18 protein-coding genes and 1 pseudogene are annotated in these 23,253 nt (G+C 42.8%); 14 read left to right on the top strand and 5 right to left on the bottom strand.

What is annotated here, in order from left to right; genetic code table 11:
- The 5 genes from A1232T_RS11355 to A1232T_RS11335 form a co-directional block, all read left to right on the top strand.
- The coding region (locus tag A1232T_RS11355) for a zinc ribbon domain-containing protein (protein ID WP_143513991.1) at window positions 1-234 on the top strand (234 nt) is incomplete at its 5' end.
- A gap of 185 nt (window positions 235-419) precedes the next feature.
- Complete coding sequence (locus tag A1232T_RS11350) at window positions 420-794, top strand: lipopolysaccharide assembly protein LapA domain-containing protein (RefSeq protein WP_077449512.1); 375 nt, start codon at window positions 420-422, stop codon at window positions 792-794.
- 375 nt (window positions 795-1,169) lie between these two features.
- The gene (pyrF, locus tag A1232T_RS11345; RefSeq protein WP_077449515.1) at window positions 1,170-1,865 is read left to right on the top strand and encodes an orotidine-5'-phosphate decarboxylase; all 696 of its coding nucleotides are present in this window, start codon (window positions 1,170-1,172) and stop codon (window positions 1,863-1,865) included.
- 42 nt (window positions 1,866-1,907) lie between these two features.
- Window positions 1,908-2,702, top strand: coding sequence for a metallophosphoesterase (locus A1232T_RS11340; RefSeq protein ID WP_077449511.1), 795 nt, complete (start codon window positions 1,908-1,910; stop codon window positions 2,700-2,702).
- A gap of 237 nt (window positions 2,703-2,939) precedes the next feature.
- Window positions 2,940-3,620 (top strand): histidine phosphatase family protein, encoded by a 681-nt coding sequence (locus A1232T_RS11335; protein WP_095532776.1) that lies wholly within the window; start codon window positions 2,940-2,942, stop codon window positions 3,618-3,620.
- 127 nt (window positions 3,621-3,747) lie between these two features.
- Here the strand turns inward: A1232T_RS11335 and rpsT are convergent, their stop codons facing one another.
- The 3 genes from rpsT to ppsA all read right to left on the bottom strand — a co-directional run bounded on the left by rpsT (window position 3,748) and on the right by ppsA (window position 7,973).
- The gene (gene rpsT, locus A1232T_RS11330; RefSeq protein ID WP_007393743.1) at window positions 3,748-4,014 is read right to left on the bottom strand and encodes a 30S ribosomal protein S20; all 267 of its coding nucleotides are present in this window, start codon (window positions 4,012-4,014) and stop codon (window positions 3,748-3,750) included.
- A 525-nt stretch (window positions 4,015-4,539) separates the two neighbouring features.
- Entirely contained in the window at window positions 4,540-5,391 is an 852-nt protein-coding gene (locus A1232T_RS11325; protein WP_077449509.1) for an RDD family protein, read from the bottom strand.
- 185 nt (window positions 5,392-5,576) lie between these two features.
- Entirely contained in the window at window positions 5,577-7,973 is a 2,397-nt protein-coding gene (gene ppsA / locus A1232T_RS11320) for a phosphoenolpyruvate synthase (RefSeq protein WP_077449508.1), read from the bottom strand.
- A gap of 639 nt (window positions 7,974-8,612) precedes the next feature.
- Here ppsA and A1232T_RS11315 point away from each other — a divergent pair.
- The 8 genes from A1232T_RS11315 to A1232T_RS11280 all read left to right on the top strand — a co-directional run bounded on the left by A1232T_RS11315 (window position 8,613) and on the right by A1232T_RS11280 (window position 21,037).
- Window positions 8,613-9,719 carry an RNA-guided endonuclease InsQ/TnpB family protein gene (locus A1232T_RS11315; RefSeq protein ID WP_077449507.1) on the top strand — a complete coding sequence of 369 codons (1,107 nt, stop codon included), beginning with the start codon at window positions 8,613-8,615 and terminating at the stop codon, window positions 9,717-9,719.
- 110 nt (window positions 9,720-9,829) lie between these two features.
- Window positions 9,830-10,726, top strand: coding sequence for a posphoenolpyruvate synthetase regulatory kinase/phosphorylase PpsR (gene ppsR, locus A1232T_RS11310; protein ID WP_077449506.1), 897 nt, complete (start codon window positions 9,830-9,832; stop codon window positions 10,724-10,726).
- Window positions 10,727-10,838: 112 nt separating this feature from the next.
- Window positions 10,839-12,476 (top strand): Si-specific NAD(P)(+) transhydrogenase, encoded by a 1,638-nt coding sequence (gene sthA / locus A1232T_RS11305; protein ID WP_077449514.1) that lies wholly within the window; start codon window positions 10,839-10,841, stop codon window positions 12,474-12,476.
- Window positions 12,477-12,794: 318 nt separating this feature from the next.
- Window positions 12,795-13,226: an HIT family protein gene (locus A1232T_RS11300; protein ID WP_077449505.1), complete on the top strand. Its 432-nt coding sequence runs from the start codon at window positions 12,795-12,797 to the stop codon at window positions 13,224-13,226.
- 430 nt (window positions 13,227-13,656) lie between these two features.
- Window positions 13,657-15,696 carry a BCCT family transporter gene (locus A1232T_RS11295; RefSeq protein WP_077449504.1) on the top strand — a complete coding sequence of 680 codons (2,040 nt, stop codon included), beginning with the start codon at window positions 13,657-13,659 and terminating at the stop codon, window positions 15,694-15,696.
- Window positions 15,697-15,979: 283 nt separating this feature from the next.
- Window positions 15,980-18,037, top strand: coding sequence for a BCCT family transporter (locus tag A1232T_RS11290; RefSeq protein ID WP_077449503.1), 2,058 nt, complete (start codon window positions 15,980-15,982; stop codon window positions 18,035-18,037).
- A 182-nt stretch (window positions 18,038-18,219) separates the two neighbouring features.
- Window positions 18,220-19,257 (top strand): tRNA dihydrouridine synthase DusB, encoded by a 1,038-nt coding sequence (gene dusB, locus A1232T_RS11285; RefSeq protein WP_077449502.1) that lies wholly within the window; start codon window positions 18,220-18,222, stop codon window positions 19,255-19,257.
- 85 nt (window positions 19,258-19,342) lie between these two features.
- A complete protein-coding gene (locus A1232T_RS11280; RefSeq protein WP_077449501.1) occupies window positions 19,343-21,037 on the top strand; it encodes a dipeptide ABC transporter ATP-binding protein in 1,695 nt (564 codons plus the stop codon).
- 46 nt (window positions 21,038-21,083) lie between these two features.
- Here the strand turns inward: A1232T_RS11280 and folE are convergent, their stop codons facing one another.
- Entirely contained in the window at window positions 21,084-21,689 is a 606-nt protein-coding gene (gene folE / locus A1232T_RS11275; RefSeq protein WP_208606950.1) for a GTP cyclohydrolase I FolE, read from the bottom strand.
- 233 nt (window positions 21,690-21,922) lie between these two features.
- On the opposite strand from folE, the gene A1232T_RS11270 reads away from it, so the two are divergent.
- Entirely contained in the window at window positions 21,923-22,732 is an 810-nt protein-coding gene (locus A1232T_RS11270) for an enoyl-ACP reductase FabI (RefSeq protein ID WP_077449500.1), read from the top strand.
- A 131-nt stretch (window positions 22,733-22,863) separates the two neighbouring features.
- Here A1232T_RS11270 and A1232T_RS11265 read toward each other — a convergent pair.
- Window positions 22,864-23,253, bottom strand: a pseudogene (locus A1232T_RS11265) (transposase); the annotation flags it as partial.

Raw genomic sequence — 23,253 nt, 5'->3', positions numbered from 1 at the left:
ACTCTGCTTACTTACAAGGCTAAGTGGTACGGCAAAAATGTTCTAAAAGTAAATCGGTTTTTTGCCAGTTCTAAAATTTGCTCGCATTGCCATCACAAATTAGACAGCTTGCCGTTATCGGTGCGTCATTGGGCGTGTCCTAGCTGTCAAACACAGCATGACCGTGATATCAATGCAAGCAATAATATACGCCAACATGCGTTAGCTGATGTAGCAGGACTTGCTACTGTGTAAAGAGTTCCCCCATGCCTATACCTATCAGCGTAGGTGGCATGGCGAAAGGTGGCAACTTAGGTTGCTATGGGTCGCAAAGATTCCCTCACCATAACCTCTAGGTTTGGTGGTGGGAGTAGGTCAATAAGTCCACCTATAAAAAAATATACGTACATAAATTTGACTTTGATGATTTAGAGGTAGTTATGCGCTTTGTTCTTATTATATTATTGTTTTTAGTTTTCGGTTACTCTTTAGGCTTGGTCTTGACCAACAGCAGTGAGATTGCAGTGAATTTATTATTCACTCAAGCCCCAGCAATGAACCTAGGGTTATTACTCATTCTATGTCTGTTCCTTGGGGTGCTTATCGGCATGCTATTGTCGTTATTGCTATTTAGAGTGTTCCAAAATAAATGGGAAATCAGTCGCTTGAATAAAGAGAACAAACGTCTGCAGGACAAACTAACACAGTCGCAAGTTGAAATTGAAAAACTATCGCAGCCTACAGTTGCTGATCAAACAGTGGCTACTGACGCAGAGCTGCATGTTGATCCGATCGACACCACGACAGTTAGATAGTTTACCTCTAATTAGAGCAAGTTACTTACAGCAAGTTATTTGCAATAAGTACAGACTAGAGACAAAATTTATAAAAAACGGCCTAAGGGTTAATGCCTGTCAGTTAAGAGATTTTATAGCAGAATCGTGAAATTTGTTTTTTCTAGAGCCCCATATTTATGGAGTCATCTGGTTTTAAAAAACCATATCTCCGCTAAGTCTCTTGCTTAACTGACTGGCATTAGCCTAAGGGTCGTTTTTTTTGTCAAGGCTGCTATATACTATTTAGTATTCTACCCCTTAAAATGACAATCCACGGTTATAACAAAGACTTTTATTGTAGGAGACAGTGTGACTCAACTTCAGCAGACGAATCAACAGGTTACCCCAGACTTAATCCGTCCTAATTCCCCCATTGTTGTCGCCATTGATAAAGCTTCATTAAATGAGGCATTGCAGTTGGCTGATCAGTTAGACCCAAGCTTATGCCGGGTTAAAGTAGGTAAAGAGCTGTTTACTCGTTGTGGGCCGCAAATCATCAATGAGTTGCATAGTCGTGGATTTGAAGTGTTTTTGGACTTAAAGTTCCATGATATCCCAAACACAACTGCACAGGCAGTATTGGCTGCTGCAGATATGGGGGTATGGATGGTGAACGTTCATGCCAGTGCAGGCTTGGTAGCGATGCAGGAGTCAAAGAAGCGCTTAGTGGATGCCGGCCATGATACCTTATTGATAGCAGTCACTGTGCTAACCTCTATGACAGAAGAGGGGCTAAAAGGTATTGGTGTTGATGTGGCAGTGACCGAGCAGGTAGAGCGTCTGGCGTTGTTGACCAAAGAAGCAGGATTGGATGGTGTGGTGTGTTCTGCCCAAGAAGCCAGCCGATTAAAACAGCTTTGTGGTCAACAGTTTCAGCTAATTACCCCAGGCATTCGTATGGCAGAAGACTCAGCAGATGACCAAAAGAGAATTTGTACCCCGAGTGAGGCGATGCAAAATGGCTCTGATTACTTAGTCATTGGCCGCTCAATTACCCAAGCTGCTGATCCGATTCATAAGATGACTCAGATCTTAGACAGCTTAAAGTAATTACTATAAGTTTTTACTCCTCAGGCTTTATTATTAGATTTTATGAAACTTCAAGTATTAAGTGACCTACATATTGACAGCTATGCTAAGCGTCAAAAGCCGTTAGGGACTATTGCCCAGACGGATGCTGACTTGATATTAGTGGCTGGAGATACGGCCAATAGTGATGCAGGTATGCAGTGGTTACAGCAACAAGCTGAGTTGAATAACAAACCAGTGATTACCATTGCAGGTAACCATGAATACTTCTCTGAAGATGTGTTTGCTTTGGATGACAAGTTGAGTCAGTGGGATACTTTTGATAAAGCTTCATCAAAAGGCTTGAGGTTTCTGCAGTGTCAACAGCTTGATTTTGGTGAGATACGTATTTTAGGGTGTACGCTGTGGACGGATTATCAGTTCGAGGCCACCTCTGAGACTCGAGAGTCGGTTATGGCTTTTATGCGCGATTATCGCCAGATAATGGCTGGAGCTGAGCTATTCTCACCAGAGATGTCTGTCCAAATACATCAGCGCCATAGAGCCTGGCTAAAGCAGGCGTTGATTGAAGCTCACAGCGAAGGTAAGTGCGTGGTAGTCATGACTCACCATAGTGTGACCCCAAGATCCGTCTCTGAGCAATACGCAGGTCGGCCAAGCAATGCCGCTTTTGTCACGGATTTAAGCTCTTGGATGCATCAGGACTGGGCACCAAAGTTGTGGTTGCATGGTCATACTCATGAAGCTTTCGATTACGTTGAAGGCAAAACACGCGTTATTGTTAATCCTAGAGCTTATCCGGGTGAGGTTAGCAGTACTCAACTAGAATTTAGCTGGTCAAAGGTGGTAGAAGTTTGATACGGTTGAGTTATGACTAAAAAATATAACCATAAAATAACGCAAGCCAAGACACAGTTTGATGAGAGTCTGTCGGTTACGGCTCAAGATAAGACCTCTATAGCCAAAGCTCAAGTAGGAGAGTCAACGAATCAGCCTGAATTTGGAGAGCCTCCACTTACAGCAGGACAGGTCTCTAATGCCGATAATAAAGAGCCGCCTGCCCGTGCACCAGCGCCTGCCCATTTGCCGCCTAGTATGCTGCACTCAGTAAAGCACCTACCTAATCAAGATGAGCGATTGATTTTATTTACCAGGCACTCTTTAAGAGAGCGATCTAATGGTCAAGGTTTTGCCAGCTATGATTTACCACTAACCCCTCAAGGTAGGGTCTTGGCCAAATCTTGGGGACGCTGGCTTGCTGAGTATTTGCCATACTCTATGGACACCCATAGCATAGCTAGCCCAATATGGCGCTGTGTGGATACTGCCAAGCTTATGCAAGAAGGAGCAGGGGTTAGACAGCCCATCGCTCATGAGCCGCTCCTGGTTGAGCCTGGTAGCCTAGTGACAGATGCTGATAAAGCCAATGAAGAGTTCAAGAGAATTGGGGCCTTAAACTTTATCAATACTTTTTTACAAGATGCTTCTAGCAGTACCAAACCTGCTAAGCAAGGCGGATTAGATCTGCTATCTGTGTTATACCAATCTCAGCCTAATCCAGGGCATTTATCGCTAGCGGTCAGCCACGATACTTTATTAGCAGCCTTTATAGGAGTGATGCGTCAACATAAAGAAATCACTTGGGATGATTGGCCAAAGATGATGGAGGGGATGTTTTTGTGGTTCGATGACAAACCTTTTGAGGAGTCCACGGCTAATTTTATTTGGCGCGGTGAGAAATTTGAAGTACCGACTCAAAGCCTGATATTACCCTAAAGCTTATCACTATTATAAAACTTAGCATCACTATATATAAACCCTAATATTGGCTTAGAAATCTAGCCAAAAAAGAAGCCCCTAACTCTAATGAGCTAGGGGCTTCTTTTTATTTATAGCAAATCAATTAAGCTTTAAGTGCTTTAATTGCTTTGTTATAACGGCTCTTATGACGAGCAGCTTTGTTCTTATGGATAACGCCTTTGTCAGCCATACGATCAATTACAGGTACAGCTTTGTTGTAAGCTGCAGTAGCTGCTTCGTAGTCACCAGCTAAGATAGCGGCATCTACTTTTTTGATGTAAGTACGGATCATTGAACGCTGTGATGCAGCGTGCTGACGGCGAGTGTTGTTTTGACGAGCGCGTTTACGAGCTTGTGCTGAGTTAGCCACGGATGTCTCCTTGGTAGAGTTTAATTACTAAAGTAGGATTCAGTAATGAATACTGATGAATATAAAAATCAGTAGTTTATAGTATAAACTGGCTGACGCAAAATTCTATTTGTAAAATAACACAAAACTTATAACTTATTAAATGTAGAGATTAGCATAATACCAATTCCTACAAATAAAGCTTTTTATAAGCTTTCCTATTTTAGCCATTATGGATCTGAGACTATCCATTGGCTAGCTTAATAGTTAGTTGACACCTTGCAAATACCAGAGCAGCCAATCCGGTTACTGTTTGTGCTTGTTTATTATAAGTACCCTTATTAATAATTAAAGTACCTATTAAATAAAGCTAAAGCTCAAACATTTTTACAAAAATGTCATTAACACCAAATTGGAATATTATATTTGTGTGTAAATTAAAGCGGATAATTTTAACAAACAAATGCTGTAATTACAATACAAACCGCTTAAATGAAGCGGTTTTGGCGCAATAAACAGCTTTAAATTCAATTTAAAGGAAACTAATTACTTTTCTAATTGTTTTGGGTCTGCTTTCACCACAACTGTTTTAAAAACTTTGTCGTGTATGGTCTGTTTTCTATCGTTAATGAACATTAATACCAAACTACCAATCACTAAGAATAAGCCGATAGGGGTCATATAGTAGATAACACTGGCCAAAATGGCTCGTATCAATATGGTGTTAGCAGAAGCCAATTGATTGTCCTGAGCATTAACCACACGAATGCCGGTAATTAACTTACCGATACTTTGACCTTTTTTCACCAAAAGTATGGCGTTAACCAATAATAAGCCAGAGACCAATAGCGCTGACATGGTCATCAGGTGCTGGGCTGTATTCTGGTAAATATAGTTTAGCAGCTCAACCTGAGTGGCTTGGCTTTCAAAAAGAGCATAAAACTCATCAGCATCAATATTTGAGCTGATCGGAATAAGGGTTAACGAAAATAAGAAGAAGTTAAGGAGTGTGGCTACAATGCGAAGGACAGGGTTAGCCAAAGCGGTGGTTGAAGCAGTCTTCTTCAGGGCACTCGCTTTTCTAACAAAGCGGTTGGGCTCAGTATTTGTATGAAGCGTTGAGCCTTCAGAAGAGGGTTTAGCCGTAGTTTCAGGTTCTTTTTTCCCATAAAGTTCAGCTACGGACACCCTTCTTGGCGGGGTATTGGTTGCAGTGGGGGCATTGGGATTATAGTGTAGTTGACCCTGGGTCATTTCACCCACAGTTTTCCATTGCTCCATACCAGCGTGCCACATAAGATCGTTAAGATCCACTTGACCGGTAGCCAGCATATTGTTTAACTCAGTCAGCGTATAAGGGCCTGCTTGAACCTGATTTCTAGCTAGATAAATCTGCATTAATATAACAACCTTTTTATAAAATTAAAGGCCTTAGTAGGCGCATTAATATTATTAATTTTAATATTTATTTAGAATATTAAATGAAAACGACCACAATAATCAATGAGAGTTGATTTTTGTGGTCGCTATGAGGGCTATTGATCACCAATAATCCACAAATTATGACAGTAAGTATTTACAGATTATTTAGCTGTAACATTAGCGTTTGCGTTGTCATCATTCGCTAAGAACATCCAAGTATCTAATACTGAGTCTGGGTTCAATGATACAGAGCTGATGCCTTGTTCCATTAACCAGTAAGCTAGATCAGGATGGTCTGATGGGCCTTGACCACAGATACCTACGTATTTACCTTGCTTACGGCACTCAGAGATAGCCATTGATAATAGCTTCTTAACCGCTTCGTCACGCTCATCAAATAGGTGAGATACGATACCTGAGTCACGGTCTAGACCTAGAGTTAACTGAGTTAAGTCGTTAGAACCGATTGAGAAACCATCGAAGTGCTCTAGGAACTCTTCAGCCAATAATGCGTTGGTTGGAAGCTCACACATCATGATTAACTCAAGACCGTTTTCGCCACGCTTCAAGCCATTTTTGGCTAGAATTTCAACGACTTCAGCAGCTTCTTTAGTAGTACGTACGAATGGAATCATAATCTTAACGTTGGTTAAGCCCATTTCGTCACGAACACGTTTTAGAGCACGACACTCTAACTCGAAGCAGTCACGGAAGTTGTCTGAAACGTAGCGGCTAGCACCACGGAAACCAAGCATTGGGTTTTCTTCTGATGGTTCGTATAACTTACCACCGATTAAGTTAGCGTATTCGTTCGATTTAAAGTCTGACATACGAACGATAACTGGCTGCTCTCTGAACGCTACTGCTAGAGTAGAGATACCTTCAACTAACTTGTCAACGTAGAAATCTACTGGAGACGCATAACCTGCGATACGCTCTTTAATAGCTTGAGACACTTCACGTGGTAAAGTGTTCATGTTAAGTAGGGCTTTTGGATGCACACCGATCATACGGTTGATGATGAATTCTAGACGAGCTAGACCAACACCAGCGTTTGGAATTTGTGCAAACGAGAAAGCACGGTCAGGGTTACCTACGTTCATCATAACTTTGAACGGTAGCTCTGGCATAGCGTCGATAGAGTTACTTTGAACTTCGAAATCCAATAGACCTTCGTAGATAAAGCCAGTATCACCTTCAGCACATGAAGCAGTTACTTCTTGGCCGTCAGTCAATACTTCAGTAGCGTTACCACAACCAACGATAGCAGGTACACCTAACTCACGAGCGATAATTGCTGCGTGACAAGTACGACCACCACGGTTAGTGATAATTGCTGAAGCACGTTTCATTACTGGTTCCCAATCTGGGTCAGTCATGTCAGATACTAGAACGTCGCCAACTTGAACTTTATCCATCTCGTTCAGGTCGTTTACGATACGTACTTTACCAGAACCTACGCGCTGGCCAATTGAGCGGCCTTCACAGATAACTTTAGCGTCTTTGCTCTGAATCAGGTAGCGCTCCATAACGTTGCGGTCTTGACGACTCTTAACAGTTTCTGGACGAGCCTGAACGATAAATAGTTTGCCTGAATCACCGTCTTTAGCCCACTCGATATCCATTGGTTGGCCGTAGTGTTTTTCGATAGTGATGGCTTGTGTTGCAAGCTCAGTCAACTCTTCATTGGTTAAAGAGAACTGGTTACGCTCTTCTTTTTCCACTTCTACAGTTTTCACTGAACGAGTCGTGCTGCCTTCGTCACCATAAATCATCTTCTGGTGCTTACTACCTAAGTTACGGCGAATAACGGCAGGTCTTTTTTCTGCTAATAAGGCTTTAGATAGATAGAATTCGTCTGGGTTAACTGCACCCTGTACTACCATTTCACCAAGACCGTAGCTTGAAGTGATGAATACTACTTCATCAAAGCCACTTTCAGTGTCTAGGGTGAACATAACGCCTGCTGCGCCTGTTTCTGAGCGAACCATACGCTGAATACCCGCTGATAGGGCAACACCAGCGTGCTCGAAACCTTGATGAACACGGTAAGCGATAGCGCGGTCATTATATAGTGATGAGAAAACTTCTTTAATAGCGATTAATACGTTTTCAATACCACGGATGTTTAGATAAGTTTCTTGCTGACCTGCGAAAGAAGCGTCTGGTAAGTCTTCGGCAGTTGCAGAAGAGCGAACAGCAACGGCAATATCATCACCATCACTCATCACTTCAAATGCGTCACGGATTTCTTGCTCAAGTGATTTTGGCAACTCTTGCTCGATGATCCACTTACGAATCTTCTCACCAGTTTCAGTTAGCTTTTTAACATCATCAACGTCTAACTCTTTTAGTTCGTTGTTGATTTTGTCTAAAAGACCAGTTTCAGTCAGGAAGTTATTGAATGCTCCAGCTGTGGTCGCGAAACCGCCAGGAACACTCACCCCTAGATCTGATAGGTGGCTAATCATTTCGCCTAATGAAGCGTTTTTACCGCCTACGATTTCGACGTCGTTTTTGCCTAACTTGTCAAGGGTAATAACTTGCGGTGCTGTCATGATAACTCCAGGAAATAAGGTTATTTTTCTAAATTATACCGCTATTCATCTAAATTGTGTATGGATTATCACTCTTTAACTATCTGTTTGAGTCAGTCAACACCTGCTGTGATTAGCAGCTGGCTTAACGTTGTTGATTCAGTCAAATAAGGGTGAAATCTTAACGCTTGTCATCCACGGTAATGTGATGTGGGCAAACTATAACATTTATAGTAATTAGGAGTCCACGAGGGAAAATAGGGAAGGGGTAGTTTACAGGGGTCAAAGGGTTGAAAGCAATGGACTAATTATTTGCTAAATATATCATATTTATTAAATTTATGGTGGTTTATGATTTGTATATTATAACGTTTTCATAATGTTTATTAATATTATGAAACTATTGGTTATAAGCTCATAAACCTCAGAGCCATCACTGTGTTGATTGTATCAACAACTATTTCCTCAAGTAAAGATACTTTTTTAAGGGGAACAGCTATTAAAGTGTAGAGGTTTGCATAATTGTTAAGCTTCTCAAACACTTTATCACCAGTCGCCGTAAAACCACCCACTTCAGGGGGTGGATATAAGGCGACACATACTGTCGTGAGTAGTACTTAAAGGGTTGTAAGTTGAAATTAACCTCGGCATACTAAGTATATGAAAACCCTCAAACTACGCATTAAAGACAAACACATAAAAGAGCTGAATCGTCTAAGCGGTTCAGTGAACTTCGTGTGGAACTATGTTAATGCGCTTTGCTTTGAGCATTTAAACCGTACTGGTAAGTTTTTTAGTGCTTATGATCTAAGTGAGTATACCAAAGGAAGTGGCGAGTATTTAGGATTACACAGTCAGACCTTACAAGCAATTAATGAGATTCACGCTAAATCACGTAAACAGTTTAAAAAAGCCAAACTTAACTGGCGCAGCAACCGTCCTGATGCCAAGCGTAAATCACTAGGTTGGATACCTTTTAAAAAATCTGCTATCAAGTATTTGCAAACAAGGCAGACAGGTAAGAAGGGACTGAAATCAACCATACAGCTATCGCTATCTAAAGGTCAGAAGCTCATCATAGAGGTATTCGATAGCTACAACCTAAGCCTATATCAAATCAACACGCTTGAGATAGTACAAGACAGTCGTAATCGTTGGTATGCGTGTATTACCGTTAAAGACCATCCTAAGCAAGTAAGTGGTAAGGGCAGCGTTGGAATTGATTTGGGCGTAAAAGAGTCTGCTACTACCTCAATGGGTGATAAACTTACTATTAAGCAAACGCAAAAATGGGCGCATAAATTAGCAGTAGCCCAGCGTGCTAGCAATAAAAAACGTGTCAAAGCAATACACGCCAAAATTAAAAATACAAGATTAGACTTAATTCATAAATTCACCACCCAGTTAGTGCAGAGCAACGCCTTAATTGTGGTCGGTGATGTTAAATCACGCTCATTTACCAATAAGAAAACCAAGCTGGCTAAATCAACATACGATGCAGGATGGTTTGAACTTAAACGACAACTGGAATACAAATGCAAGCATGCAGGTTGTCAGCTTGAGATCGTAAATGAGAGTTACACTACCCAGACCTGCTCGTGCTGCCATAAAATAAGTGACAGTAGTCCAAAAGGTAGAGCAGGTTTGCGAATAAGAGGATGGACTTGTGCTGAGTGTGGCACATGGCATAATAGAGATACCAATGCTGCTAAGAATATCCTTGCGGTCGGGCTTGACCGTCTAGCGGTAGGAATCCCCTCGGTTTAGCGAGGGGAGGAAGTCAATGCCTTAATATTTGTTAAGATATGACCAAATATATTTAATATGACATTTTGTCTACAGTCTTGTACCAAGATACGCTCCTGCTGAGGAATTTTATGGAAAATCTAATCAACTCACTATCTGCAAAACCGACCATTCAAAATCGCAGTGCTTTGGCAGTAGATAAGCCGCAAATTATTCGTGTGGCTTTTTTTATATCCGATGGTACCGCCATTACTGCAGAAACCTTGGGACGCTCAATCTTAAGCCAATTTGCTAGTGTGCCTTTTGAGACGAGAGTCATTCCTTACGTTGATACCATAGAAATGGCTCAAGCAGCGGTCGAGCATATCAATAAGGCTTATCAAACCACAGGGATTCTACCTTTGGTATTTGACACTATTGTTGATCCAGATATTCGAGAGATTATTAACTCTGCTCAAGCTTGTAATCTTGATATGTACGAAGGTTTGATTGGACGTATTACTGATGAAATTGGAGTAGAGCCTGATGCTCATTCCGGTCATGCCCACGATGATGTGGATTCAGAAACCTATAAATCACGTATCGATGCGGTGCATTTTGCTTTAGACAATGATGATGGGGCGCGAACTCGTCATTATGACATGGCTGATATTATCCTAATTGGGGTGTCTCGCTCTGGTAAGACACCGACCTCTTTATACTTGGCTTTACAGTTTGGTATTCGTGCGGCCAACTACCCACTGACAGAAGATGATTTATTTGATAATCAGCTGCCAAAAGCCCTACAGCCTCATCGAGGTAAATTATTTGGCTTAATCATTGATACAGAGCGACTACAAAAAATTCGTCAAGAACGAAGAGCGGGGAGTCGTTACGCCAGTTATAAACAGTGTGAAGAAGAGCAACGTGCGATTCAGGCGATATACATGACCCAAAATATTCCTAGCCTGAATGTTTCAGAAATGTCAGTAGAAGAGATTGCCACAAGAATTTTGCAAATAACAGGGCTGAAACGTCGCATTGGATAGTGACTTTCGCCATGAACTTAACAGGCGAAGTTGTTATAATAGAGCCAACATGATGCAGCGCCTAAAATTAGGTCTAAAAAAATTGAAGAAGTACATAATTAAAGAGGATGATATGTCAAAAAAACGTAAAGGTGATGAAACTAACGATATCAGTGAAGACAAACAAGATATCGAAGTATCCAACCAAGATAGTGGTAGTGCACCAAGTGTAGCGCCACCTGCGTCAAATAATGAGTCTGAAGATAAAGCAGATTCAGGAGAAGATCATCTATTTCATCCCAACTTAATTAGTCCATTGGACAAAGACCGTATCCGTATTAATTCAGGCTTTACCCGTGATTCTGAGCGTATCAAAAACGATAAACACGAATTTGAGTATGATGCCGTAGTTATTGGTGCTGGCCCTGCCGGTGAAGCTGCCGCCATGAAACTGGCTAAATCTGGCAAAAAAGTGGTGGTGGTTGACGCGCGTAGTCAAGTTGGCGGCAACTCAGCCCACGTAGGTACTATCCCTAGTAAAGCACTGCGTCAGTCGGTATTTAACTTAATTAACTACCGCCGTGACCCTCTATTTTCTCAAGGCTTAGATTACTACCAAGTGCCTTTAAACAAGGTGTTGACTAAAGCTCGTAAAGTGGTACGCAATCAGGTGGATACCCATACTCGTTTCTATGAGCGTAACCAAATTGAAGTGCGTAATGGTTGGGCAAGCTTTGTGGATAATCACACCTTGCAGATCGAGCTTACCGATGGCTTAGGCATTGAAACCATCACCTTTAATAAAGCCATTATCACAGTGGGTAGCCGTCCGTATCGCCCAGATCTGTTAAACTTTGATCATCCTCGTGTGTTTGATTCTGACAAAATCCTACAAATGGATTATGTGGTCAAAAAAATCATCATCTATGGTGCTGGTGTCATTGGCTGTGAATATGCGTCTATCTTTACTGGCCTTGGCTATAAAGTTGACTTAATTAACAACCACGACTCATTGCTAAGCTACCTGGATAAAGAGATTAGTGATGCTTTGGCGCATGACTTTAGACAGTTTGGCGTGTTGGTAAGACACAAAGAGGAAATTGAGAGGTTAGAGACGCATGATGATTATGTGGTTCTGCATCTTAAGAGTGGTAAACGTATTAAGTCTGATGCCATCTTGTGGAGTAACGGCCGCTCGGGCAACACTGAGAGTCTAAACCTTGAGGCAATTGGTCTAAAAGCCAATAACCGGGGTCAGTTAAAAGTTGACGATACCTATCGTACTGAAATAGACAATATCTATGCAGCGGGTGACGTAATCGGTTGGCCATCACTGGCTTCTGCAGCTTATGACCAAGGTCGCTGTGCTGCTGCCTTCATGGTAGGCGACCAAGATGCTGAGCCAGTATCAAGCGTGCCAACAGGGATTTATACCATTCCAGAGATTTCAAGTATCGGTAAGACCGAACAAGAGCTAACGGATGAAAAAGTTCCTTATGAAGTGGGTCAGGCTTTCTTTAAACATCTCGCCCGTGCCCAAATCATTGGTGAGCGTTCTGGAGTACTGAAGATTTTATTCCACCGTGAAACTTTAGAAATCCTAGGTATCCACTGTTATGGCAACCATGCTTCAGAGATTATTCACATTGGTCAGGCAGTAATGAAACTTAACGGCACACTTGAGTACTTCGTTAATACGACCTTTAACTATCCAACGATGGCAGAAGCCTATCGTGTTGCTGCTCTAAACGGGTTAAACCGAGTGTTCTAATTACTCATAGATTGACAATAAAAAGAGACTGCAATGCGGTCTCTTTTTTTATATCCACTTTTATAACTCTATTGGCAAGCCACACACGCATTCAGATAATTAGGGTTGCAACTTGTCAGTAGTTAGTGTTGAATAAATGCAAACAAGCCAAGCTTAATAATTTAAGAGCCTATATTAAAGGTAAACATGCTTTAAGAATGAATGAGCGTTGAGGATTAATAAAGTTGTAAAGAGTTATAAGCTTGAAGATTAGGCGTCTAATCTTAGGCCGGCTTGTTGGGTTAAAAAAACAATCAAAACAATATAAGGACTTAAAAAATGACCGTAAAAACTTATGAAGATGACAATATTTTTGCAAAGATTATAGCGGGTGATTTACCTTGTCATAAGGTCTATGAAGATGACAAAACTTTGGCGTTTATGGACATTATGCCTCAGGCCAAAGGTCATGTATTGATTATCCCAAAACAAAAAGCTGTAGAGTTATCGCAGCTAGAGCCTGAGTATGCCAGTGCCGTGTTCATGACGGCTAAAAAGGTCATGGCAGCACAGCGCAAAGTATTTGAGCGTGATGGCATTATGCAAATGCAGCTTAACGGTGCTGAAGCGGGTCAAACGGTATTTCACTACCATGTACACTTGATTCCAGCAAACTTTCACGAGCTTGGCAAGCATGCGACGACGCAAGCGGATATGGCGGAGCTTGCAGAGCAGGCCAAACAGTTAAGAGAAGCCATAGAAGCGGCTTAATAAAATAAAGGACACGGCGCTGAGTAGAAATACAAAGCGCCGTGTCTACATCAGGGATATGGACTGCTTGGCATGACACATTTTGATGCTCAGTCTATATCCACAACAATCACTCATTACTTATGATGAGGTTCTGTTGGGTTGAATAGGGGAATAGCACAAATACGTGATGCCTTATAAATAAATAGAAATAATAATTTTAAGCTTAGTTTTTTAAAACATAGCTTGCATCTTGCATCTCGATTTTACTTACATCTCAATTGTAATAACAACTTTGTGTGGAGGTCGATTAACACCCTGTCACGTCAACCATTGTGGGTTGAGGCACAGTACAAAAGCAAACAGTCAGCCCAGCTGGCTTTGTTTGGATTGCGTCTTTGGCTGCTATCAGGTTTTGTCAGGTAATGTGATTTTAGAGGAAATAAATTATATGTTTAAATCTTCCAAATCCACCATTTTAATACCGGTGTTCATACCTGCAGTCATTGTGCTGCTGTTATTGGTTGTCGGAACCATCTCTGACCCTGAGCTGGCAGGTGAGCTGTTTAATCAGGCATTGATGTTCACCACAACGACCTTCGGCTGGTTTTATATGCTGGCTGTGGCGCTTTTTTTGATGTTCATTGTGGTATTGGCCTTCTCGTCCTATGGCAATATTAAGCTAGGGCCCGATCATGCCGAACCTGAGTATAAGTTTCTAGAATGGTTCGCCATGCTGTTCTCAGCAGGCTACGGTATTGCCTTACTGTTTTATGGTGTGGCAGAGCCGATTATGCACTTTTCAGCACCGCCAAACTCAACCCCTGAGACCGTGGCCGCTGCAAAAGAAGCCATGCAAATTGCTTATTTCCATTGGGGTTTCCATATCTGGGCCATTTATGGCTTTACAGGTCTAGTACTGGCTTATTTTGGCTATCGCCAAGGTTTGCCTTTATCGATGCGCTCAACTTTATATCCCCTCATTGGCGACAAAGTCTATGGGCCACTGGGGCATATCGTAGATATTATTGCTATTTTAGCCACTATCTTTGGGGTGGCAACAACGCTTGGTCTGTCTGTGGCACAGATTAACGCTGGCTTAAACTATTTATTACCTGATTTGGTACCTATTGGCACTATGCCGCAAATTATTAGTATTGCTGTGATCACTGGTGCAGCTTTAATTTCGGTATTGGCGGGTATGGATAAAGGGGTTAAGCGCCTATCTGTTCTAAACATGGTGCTTGCGACCTCATTGATGGCCTTCGTTTTCATTGCCGGCCCAACCGTATTTATCCTAAATGCCTTTATGGAGAATACAGGTAGCTATCTGGGCAATATTGTTGAGCGTACTTTTAGCCTACAAGCCTATGTGCATGGGGACTGGATTGCCAGCTGGACCTTGTTTATTTTTGCTTGGACCATTGCTTGGTCGCCATTTGTCGGCATGTTTATTGCCAAGATTAGTCGTGGGCGTACCATTCGCCAGTTCGTATTAGGCGTGCTATTTGTACCCAGTATCTTTACCTTCTTATGGTTTGCGGTATTTGGTGATACTGCGCTTCATATGATTATGGAGCAGGGTTATGACACGCTTATCGCTGAAGTTCAGGCCGATCAGGCTGTGGCACTATTTAAGCTGTTTGAAGCCTTGCCACTGACTCAACTTATTTCTGCATTAACGGTATTGTTAATTATTACCTTCTTTGTCACCTCATCTGACTCTGGGTCATTGGTAATTGATTCAATTGCATCGGGTGGCCGACCAACTCCAGCGTTACAGCGTACATTTTGGGTAGTGATACAAGGTGTTTTAGCGTCTGTGTTATTGCTAGCAGGGGGTTTATCAGCATTGCAGACGGTTTCGATTGTCAGTGCCTTACCCTTTGCAGTGGTGTTATTAATTGCGATGGTGGGTATGTGGCGCGCTCTTGTTATTGAGGAGCATCGTACAGAAAGTTTGGCACAAGACAATCGTCTGCCACCTCACTTATTAAATCCAGGCTCATGGCGTGATCGTCTGGATTATCTAACCGACCAGCCTACTAAAATTGAAGTGTTAACTTACATTCAACAAGTGGTTAAACCTGCAATGGAGCAAGTCTCAGAGAGATTAACTCAAAAAGGGTGGGCGACTGATGTGGCTTATGATGAGGTTAATAGTCGAGTGTATCTGGATCTCAAACGTGGTGAGGACGTTGATTTTTGGTATGAAGTGCGACTGGCTGAACATGATGTCCCAGATTATTATGAGTCGGATGATGCCGGTGTGGCGCAGTCTCACCACTACCGTGCAGAGGTGTTCTTGCGCCGTGGTGGTCAGACGTATGATCTTTATGGCTACAAGCCGGATGCCGTCATTAACGACGTTATTGATCAGTTTGAGAAGTATTTGCACTTCCTTAATATCTCTCCAGATAGCCTGCCGTGGCGTATGGAAGAGCATGACGACGGGCTTATTGTTGAAAGTAAGAGCGAGTTCGATAAATAGAGCGATTGCATTATCAAACTTTTTTAAACTTGAGATTTAATCGTGAGTCTTTAAAATACGGGGTTGTCCTTGAAAATAAGGGTAATCCCTTTTTTATTATGAAGTTAAAGTGAAACTGCCAATTGATGTGTTCTTTCAACGTCATTTTTATCTGTTTGCCCATTGTGCCGACATCTCATGCCTGTTGTTTTGTTGACTCACATGGCAGAGTGAAAAGTTGGCACGATGTTTTCGGCATGCCATAACCCATCAGGATTAGTCTACTAAAAGGAAAATAAAGCTCATGCTAAAAAAGCCCCCTAGGTCCACCATATTAATGCCTGTGTTTGCGCCAGCGGTGATTGTGTTGGTGCTGTTAGTGATAGGTACTATCTCAAATCCTGATGCTGCTGGAGAGCTGTTTAGCCAAGTTCTCACCTATACCACCACCACTTTTGGTTGGTTTTATATGTTGGTAGTGGCGCTGTTTTTAATCTTTATTTTAGTATTGGCCTTTTCCTCTTACGGTAATATTAAGCTTGGTCCTGATCATGCTGAGCCAGATTATAAGTTCAGCGAATGGTTTGCGATGCTGTTTTCAGCAGGTTACGGGATTGCGCTGCTGTTTTATGGGGTGTCTGAGCCAGTGGTGCATTTTGCCGAACCGCCGAATTCAACTCCCGAAACCATTGCTGCTGCCAAAGAGGCGATGCAGATTGCATACTTTCACTGGGGGCTTCATACCTGGGCAATCTATACCTTTACCGGTCTTGTCTTAGCCTATTTTGGGTTTAGGCACGGCTTGCCACTTTCAATGCGCTCCACTTTATTCCCGTTGATTGGCGATAAAATTTATGGCCCTGTTGGTCATGGCGTCGATGTTGTCGCCTTGTTGGCAACCATTTTTGGTGTGGCAACGACACTTGGCTTATCGGTATCGCAAATCAACTCGGGGCTCAATTATCTATTACCGGATTTGATTCCTATTGGCACCGGCGTACAAATCATTACCATTGCCATCATCACATTGGCAGCGCTTGTTTCCGTACTGGCAGGTATGGATAAGGGTATTAAGCGGTTATCTATGCTCAACGTGGTATTGGCAACTGCCTTGATGGTGTTTGTGTTTATTGCCGGTCCAAGTGTGTTTATCCTCAACGCATTTATGGAAAACACAGGTAGCTACTTAAGCAATATCGTAGAGCGCACCTTTAGTTTGCAAGCGTATGTTCACGGAGATTGGATTGCCAGCTGGACGCTGTTTATCTTTGCGTGGACCATTGCTTGGTCACCATTTGTCGGCACCTTTATCGCCAATATCAGCCGTGGCCGCACCATTCGCCAGTTTGTGCTGGGGGTGTTGTTTGTGCCGGTTATCTTCACCTTTTTCTGGTTCGCGGTCTTTGGTGATACTGCCCTGAACTTAATCATGGTGCAAGGTCTAGATACGCTCATTGGCGATGTGCAAGCCGATAAGTCTGTTGCACTGTTCAAGCTGTTTGAAGCATTGCCATTTACCCAAATTGCGTCCTACTTGACCGTATTATTAATTATGACCTTCTTTGTGACCTCATCTGACTCGGGGTCATTGGTGATTGATTCGATTGCGTCAGGCGGTCGTCCAACCCCGGCATGGCAGCGTACTTTCTGGGTGGTGATACAAGGTGTGGTTGCCTCAGTGCTGCTGTTAGCCGGTGGTTTGACAGCGTTGCAAACAGTTGCGATTGTGAGTGCATTGCCATTCGCTATTATTTTGCTAATTTCTATGGGCGGTATGTGGCGTGCCTTGATTATTGAAGAGCACCGTACAGATAGTTTGGCGCAAGACAACCGCTTGCCGCCTCATTTATTGCATCCCAGCGCATGGCGTGAGCGTATTGATTATTTAACCAAGCAACCACAAAGAGCAGAGGTGCTTGCTTATATACGGGAGGTGGTTGATCCGGCCATGCATCAAGTGGCAGACAAGTTCAATGACTCGGGCTGGAATGCACTGGTTGAATATGATGAGGTGAATAGCCGAGCCGTCCTGCAGTTACAGCGTGGCGAGGGGGTCGACTTTAGCTACGAAGTGCGACTGGATGAGCACGATATTCCTGAATATTACGAACAGGGCAAGGTTGGTAAGTCGACACCATCACAACTGCATCATTATAGAGCGGAAGTGTATCTGCGCCGTGGGGGTCAGACTTATGACTTGTATGGCTATCAGTCTGATGCGGTTATCAATGATATTGTTGATCAGTTTGAGAAGTATCTGAACTTCTTAGAAATCTCTCCAGACAGTTTGCCTTGGCGCATGGAAATGCATGACGAAGGACTTATTGTTGAGTCTACAAGTGAGTTTGATAAAGAGAGATAGCCGTCAACTGTCACCACCTAGATGGATGATGTAACCGATTAAAACTTGAGTTTTGAGTGTTAGTCTTTACAATACGGGCTTGCCTTTAGTAGGGCAGGCCTTTATTTTTTATTTATTGAGCCATTTTTTCTGGTAACTTATCTAAACACTTAACCAACTAAGCTTTCGCTATTGAGTGGCAAATGACCTTGAATCAAAATGACACCCTTGATAATACCCAACACCCGTTATTGCAGCCGCTTTATATCGGTGGGCTTGAGGTAAAAAATCGCCTTGTGGTTGCGCCAATGGCTGGCGTGACGGACAATCCTTTTCGCCGGTTGTGTAAGTCATTTGGCGCAGGGCACGCGGTTAGTGAAATGATGACGGCAGATGCGACTTTATATGCGCATAAGAAATCATTGTTTCGAGCCAACTTTGATGGTGAAATTGCTCCGATTTCCGCACAAATTGCTGGCGCTGATGTTGATAAGCTCGCAGAAGCGGCACGTTATCAAATTGACAACGGCGCTCAGATAATCGATATCAATATGGGATGTCCGGCAAAAAAAGTATGCCGTAAGCTGGCAGGTTCCGCATTATTAAAAGATGAAGAGTTGGTTGCCCGATTATTAGATGCAACCGTTGCCGCTGTTGATGCGCCAGTCACACTAAAAACCCGTTTGGGGTATGAAAATGGTCAAGAGAATATCTTGAGAGTGGCGAAGCGTGCAGAAGAGGCCGGTATTGCGGCTATTGCCATTCATGGGCGAACGCGTGAAGATAAATATGGCGGACAGGCGCGTTATGAGCTGATTCGTGAAGTGAAAGACATGGTCAACATTCCTGTGATTGCCAATGGCGATATTGATAGCCCACAAAAGGCGATTGAGGTGTATGAGCAAACGGGCTGTGATGCGATTATGATTGGTCGTGCCGCTCAAGGTCAGCCGTGGTTATTCCGTGATATTGCGCATTATTTACAAACAGGCGAGATGTTGCCCGGTCCAACAATTGATGAGCTGCGTGAGATTGTGCTGACACATCTTGAAGAGTTATATGCATTTTATGGTGAGTATTCGGGATGCCGTATTTCGCGTAAACATATTGCTTGGTATACGTCAGGCATTGAAGACTCAAATGCGTTTCGTCAAGCCATGTATAGTGAGGAGACAACGGCAGGGCAGTATAAAGTTGTTGATACGTTTTTATCCTCGCAAAAGCTTAGAGAAGGAACGTGACTTAGTTGAACGGCATGATAGTTACTAGGTTTCTTGGTGAAATTGAGTTAAATTAAGGCTAGGTCTTTTATTTAAGAGTCATTCTATGCTTGATACGTTAACGAATCCCCATCCTAAAGTAGAAGATAGATCCTCTAAGGTCTCTTCAGCCCCTGTATTAAGGGTCAATGGTCTTAGTATTTATGCTGATCATGATATCTTGGTTCATAAGTTGTCTTACCAGATAAACCGAGGGGAGACGCTGGCTATCGTTGGTGAGTCGGGCTCAGGGAAATCACTGTCTAGCTTAGCCTTACTAGGGTTGTTACCACAGGATTTGCGGATAGAAGCTCAAGTTGAGTTGCGATCAGTGGGCCTTTTACCGGTTAACCAATCCCCAAGTTACTCGATTAAAAAGCAGAGCATGCGCGATAAACAGCTTAAAGCTGTGCGGGGAACAAAGCTTGCGATGGTGTTTCAAGAGCCCATGACGGCATTGAATCCTTTGCACACGGTAGGTAAGCAAGTTGCTGAAAGTTTGCGTATGGCGGGTACGCCAAAGTCTCAAATCAAGCCGCGCATTCTTGAGCTATTAAATGATGTCAATATCAAAGACCCTGAATCTAAGCTAGGCCGTTATCCACATGAGCTTTCAGGAGGTCAACGGCAACGGGTGATGATTGCTATGGCGCTGGCTCAAAATCCAGAAGTGCTCATTGCTGATGAACCCACCACAGCCTTAGATGTCAGTCTTCAACATGAAATATTAGAGTTGCTAGACCGCTTAAAGAAGCAGCACGGCATGGCGATGCTGCTTATCAGTCATGACCTAAACCTAGTGCGCCGCTATAGTGACAAAATAATCGTGATGCAGCAAGGGAAGGTGATTGAGCGCGGAGACAGTAAAACGCTATTTCATAATCCTCAAAGTACCTATACAAAACTATTAATCAGTCAAGATTTTGGTTCTGCACTCAAGATCAGTGCTAGCAAAGAGAACTCACCAGTTATTGAGGTGAAACAGCTTTGTGTTGCTTTTCCACAAAAGAAATCACTTCTGGGTGGGGTGAGTGAATGGATGTCAGCTGTCCAAGCGTTAAGCTTTGAGCTTAACCCAGGTACGTCATTAGGCATTGTGGGAGAGTCAGGCTCTGGTAAGACCACCATTGCCTTAGCCCTTGCTCGGTTGCTAGCTAATCAGGCTAAAGTAAATGGCGATATTATTATTGATAACTTAAATATAAATAGCCTAAGCAATAGCGAGCTGCGTCGATTCCGTTCCAACATTCAAATGGTGTTCCAAGATCCTTTCGCCAGCATTAATCCTAGATTCAACGTTATGCAAATCATTGAAGAGGGGTTGTTGATCAGAGGGGAAGGTAAGGCGCAGCGAGAGCAGGCGGTTTTAGAGGCATTAACCACAGTAAACCTGCCACACAGCTTTGCGTATCGTTATCCGCATGAGTTATCAGGAGGGCAACGTCAGCGGGTAGCACTGGCCAGAGCTCTAATTATGCGGCCTAAGGTAATTATCCTAGATGAGCCTACCTCAGCTTTAGATAGTAGTACGCAAGTTGATGTGGTGCAGTTACTGCGAGATATTCAGCAGCAGTATGGGCTCAGCTATATTTTTATCAGCCATGATTTAAACGTGGTACAAGCTTTATGCCACAATATTATGGTGCTGAAGGCGGGGGAGTGTGTAGAGTTTGCTACAACCGAGAGGTTATTCCAAGCTCCGCAGCACCCGTATTCAAAACTGCTTATCGATACGAGTGTGCGAAGTAAAGAATTTGGCTAATCTGTTTAGACTGGCAACGTAGCTTTAAAGTGAAAGGGTTGCGAAGTTAGATTTTAGATGCAGGTACTGCTGCAAGAAACTCATTGCGAGCCTGAATGTCTGTTTTAAAGTCACCCAACATGGCCGTTGTGCGTGTGCTAGACAGCTGTTTGTTAACGCCGCGCATCATCATACACATGTGAGAGGCATCCATTACCACAGCAACACCACGGCAGTCAGTAACTTCCATGATAGCATTAGCAACTTGCTGGCTTAAGTTCTCTTGAATTTGTAAACGACGCGCGAACATATCAATAATACGCGCAACTTTTGATAGACCTATCACTTTGCCATCGGGTAAATATCCGACATGAGCCACACCATGGAAGGGGAGTAGGTGATGTTCACATAGTGAATAGAACTCAATATTGTGAATTAGAACCAACTCTGGGTTATCGGTCGGAAATACGGCATTATTGGTTACTTCTTCAAGCGTTTGATGATAGCCTTGAGTTAAATAGCCGAATGCTTTTGCGGCACGAGTAGGCGTATCTAACAAGCCAGGACGGTTTAAGTCCTCACCAGTAGAAGCAATAAGTTTGGCGTATAGATCAGGACTAGGCAGTCTTGCATCTAGATTTGAATTAGAAGCGTTTGAATTAGAATCACACATAGTTATTAGTAGCAAATTAGAAGAATGCTATAGCTTAACGGCTACAAATAAATTGTAAAGGTCTTTGTCGAAAAATAGCTGAGTATTTTTCAGTTCAGCATAAAAAAATCTCATAATGTGGTTTAACTTTGAGTTTTTGTATTATTATTCTATTTTTGATATTGAATTCAAAAAAATGCCCCTCAAAAAGACTTGGGCTAAGCCAATTAAAAAATAAAATAAGGGAGTGGTTTGTGAAATTATTACAAGGTAAGCGTTTTGTGGTGACAGGTATTGCCAGTAAGTTGTCTATTGCTTGGGCAATTGCAGAAGCACTGCACAGAGAGGGGGCGTTATTGATTTTGACTTACCCCAATGACAAGATGAAAAAACGGGTAGAGATGGCAGCTGAGCAGTTTGCAGCTGATATGGTTCTGCCTTGTGATGTGGGGTCTGATGTAGAGATTGAAGCTTGTTTTGCAGCTGTCGCTGAGCATTGGGCAGAAGGCATTGATGGGGTAGTACATGCTATTGGATTTGCTCCTGCAGAAGAGCTCAACGGTGACTTTACTGACGTAACCAGTAGAGAGGGCAGTGCCATTGCTCATGATATTTCAGCGTATAGCTTTGTGGCTTTAGCCCGTGCTTCACGAGAGTTGTTAGCTAAGCGTCAAGGCTCTTTACTTACCCTGACTTATCAGGGCAGCACCTCAGTTATTCCAAACTATAATGTGATGGGTATGGCCAAAGCCAGTCTGGAGGCCAGTGTTCGCTACTTAGCCTCTTCTTTAGGCGCAGAAGGTATTCGAGTTAATGCCATCTCTGCAGGGCCTATTCGTACATTGGCGGCCAGTGGCATTAAGTCATTTCGTAAGATGCTGGATGTCAACGCCAAAATTGCTCCCTTACAGCGTAATGTGGATCAAATGGAGGTGGGCAACGCCGCTTTATTCTTATTATCACCTTGGGCCTCAGGCATTACCGGTGAAATCTTATTCGTCGATGCCGGGTTTAATACAGTGGGGATTAGCGAGCAGCTACTGCACCTAGATGAGCAGCAATAAGCTAGGTGTATAGCTAAATACGTTGCTTTACAAAGCAGGATATAATAAAAAAAGACGCTTAAAGCGTCTTTTTTTATTAGTTATCTTTATCACCGGTCGCCGTAAAACCACCCACTTCAGGGCATAGGTATCTACACAAATTTACTAGCGGCATCAGCGAATTCACGTAGTTGGTCAGGGGGATAATGATTTACCAGTTCGGTAAAATTAAGCCACTGGAACAATCCTGCCATCACAGCAGGTGCGGTTATTGGTTTGCTCCGTTTCATTTGTCGCCCTGAGAGGCGCACTAAAAACAAAGCAAACTCTTGTGACTGTTTATCAGATGCTTGCATAATACGCCACACGAGCGTACAAGCCTGAGAGGCAATTAACAACCGCTTAAAATAAGCGTCTCCACTTTGCTGTAACCAGGACTCTAGCTGAAGTCCTGCACTTTTAAGCAGTTTAAAATAAGATTCTATTTGCCAACGCCAATAATACCACTGACTAATATCTGCACCCTTGACGGACGTCTCTTG

It is taken from the genome of Psychrobacter pasteurii (assembly GCF_900162815.1).
In the GTDB taxonomy this organism is placed as follows: Bacteria; Pseudomonadota; Gammaproteobacteria; order Pseudomonadales; family Moraxellaceae; genus Psychrobacter; species Psychrobacter pasteurii.
Note: the sequence above shows the minus strand (reverse complement) of the source record. Positions and strands in the feature narration are given on the sequence as shown.

What these genes read in the sequence shown, in the direction of transcription:
- folE (WP_208606950.1), bottom strand. Translation starts at nt 21,689, where the DNA reads ATGTGTGATTCTAATTCAAACGCTTCTAATTCAAATCTAGATGCAAGA.
- sthA (WP_077449514.1), top strand. Translation starts at nt 10,839, where the DNA reads ATGTCAAAAAAACGTAAAGGTGATGAAACTAACGATATCAGTGAAGAC.
- A1232T_RS11335 (WP_095532776.1), top strand. Translation starts at nt 2,940, where the DNA reads ATGCTGCACTCAGTAAAGCACCTACCTAATCAAGATGAGCGATTGATT.
- A1232T_RS11325 (WP_077449509.1), bottom strand. Translation starts at nt 5,391, where the DNA reads ATGCAGATTTATCTAGCTAGAAATCAGGTTCAAGCAGGCCCTTATACG.
- dusB (WP_077449502.1), top strand. Translation starts at nt 18,220, where the DNA reads ATGACCTTGAATCAAAATGACACCCTTGATAATACCCAACACCCGTTA.
- ppsR (WP_077449506.1), top strand. Translation starts at nt 9,830, where the DNA reads ATGGAAAATCTAATCAACTCACTATCTGCAAAACCGACCATTCAAAAT.
- A1232T_RS11295 (WP_077449504.1), top strand. Translation starts at nt 13,657, where the DNA reads ATGTTTAAATCTTCCAAATCCACCATTTTAATACCGGTGTTCATACCT.
- A1232T_RS11315 (WP_077449507.1), top strand. Translation starts at nt 8,613, where the DNA reads ATGAAAACCCTCAAACTACGCATTAAAGACAAACACATAAAAGAGCTG.
- A1232T_RS11350 (WP_077449512.1), top strand. Translation starts at nt 420, where the DNA reads ATGCGCTTTGTTCTTATTATATTATTGTTTTTAGTTTTCGGTTACTCT.
- A1232T_RS11340 (WP_077449511.1), top strand. Translation starts at nt 1,908, where the DNA reads ATGAAACTTCAAGTATTAAGTGACCTACATATTGACAGCTATGCTAAG.
- A1232T_RS11290 (WP_077449503.1), top strand. Translation starts at nt 15,980, where the DNA reads ATGCTAAAAAAGCCCCCTAGGTCCACCATATTAATGCCTGTGTTTGCG.
- A1232T_RS11280 (WP_077449501.1), top strand. Translation starts at nt 19,343, where the DNA reads ATGCTTGATACGTTAACGAATCCCCATCCTAAAGTAGAAGATAGATCC.
- A1232T_RS11300 (WP_077449505.1), top strand. Translation starts at nt 12,795, where the DNA reads ATGACCGTAAAAACTTATGAAGATGACAATATTTTTGCAAAGATTATA.
- ppsA (WP_077449508.1), bottom strand. Translation starts at nt 7,973, where the DNA reads ATGACAGCACCGCAAGTTATTACCCTTGACAAGTTAGGCAAAAACGAC.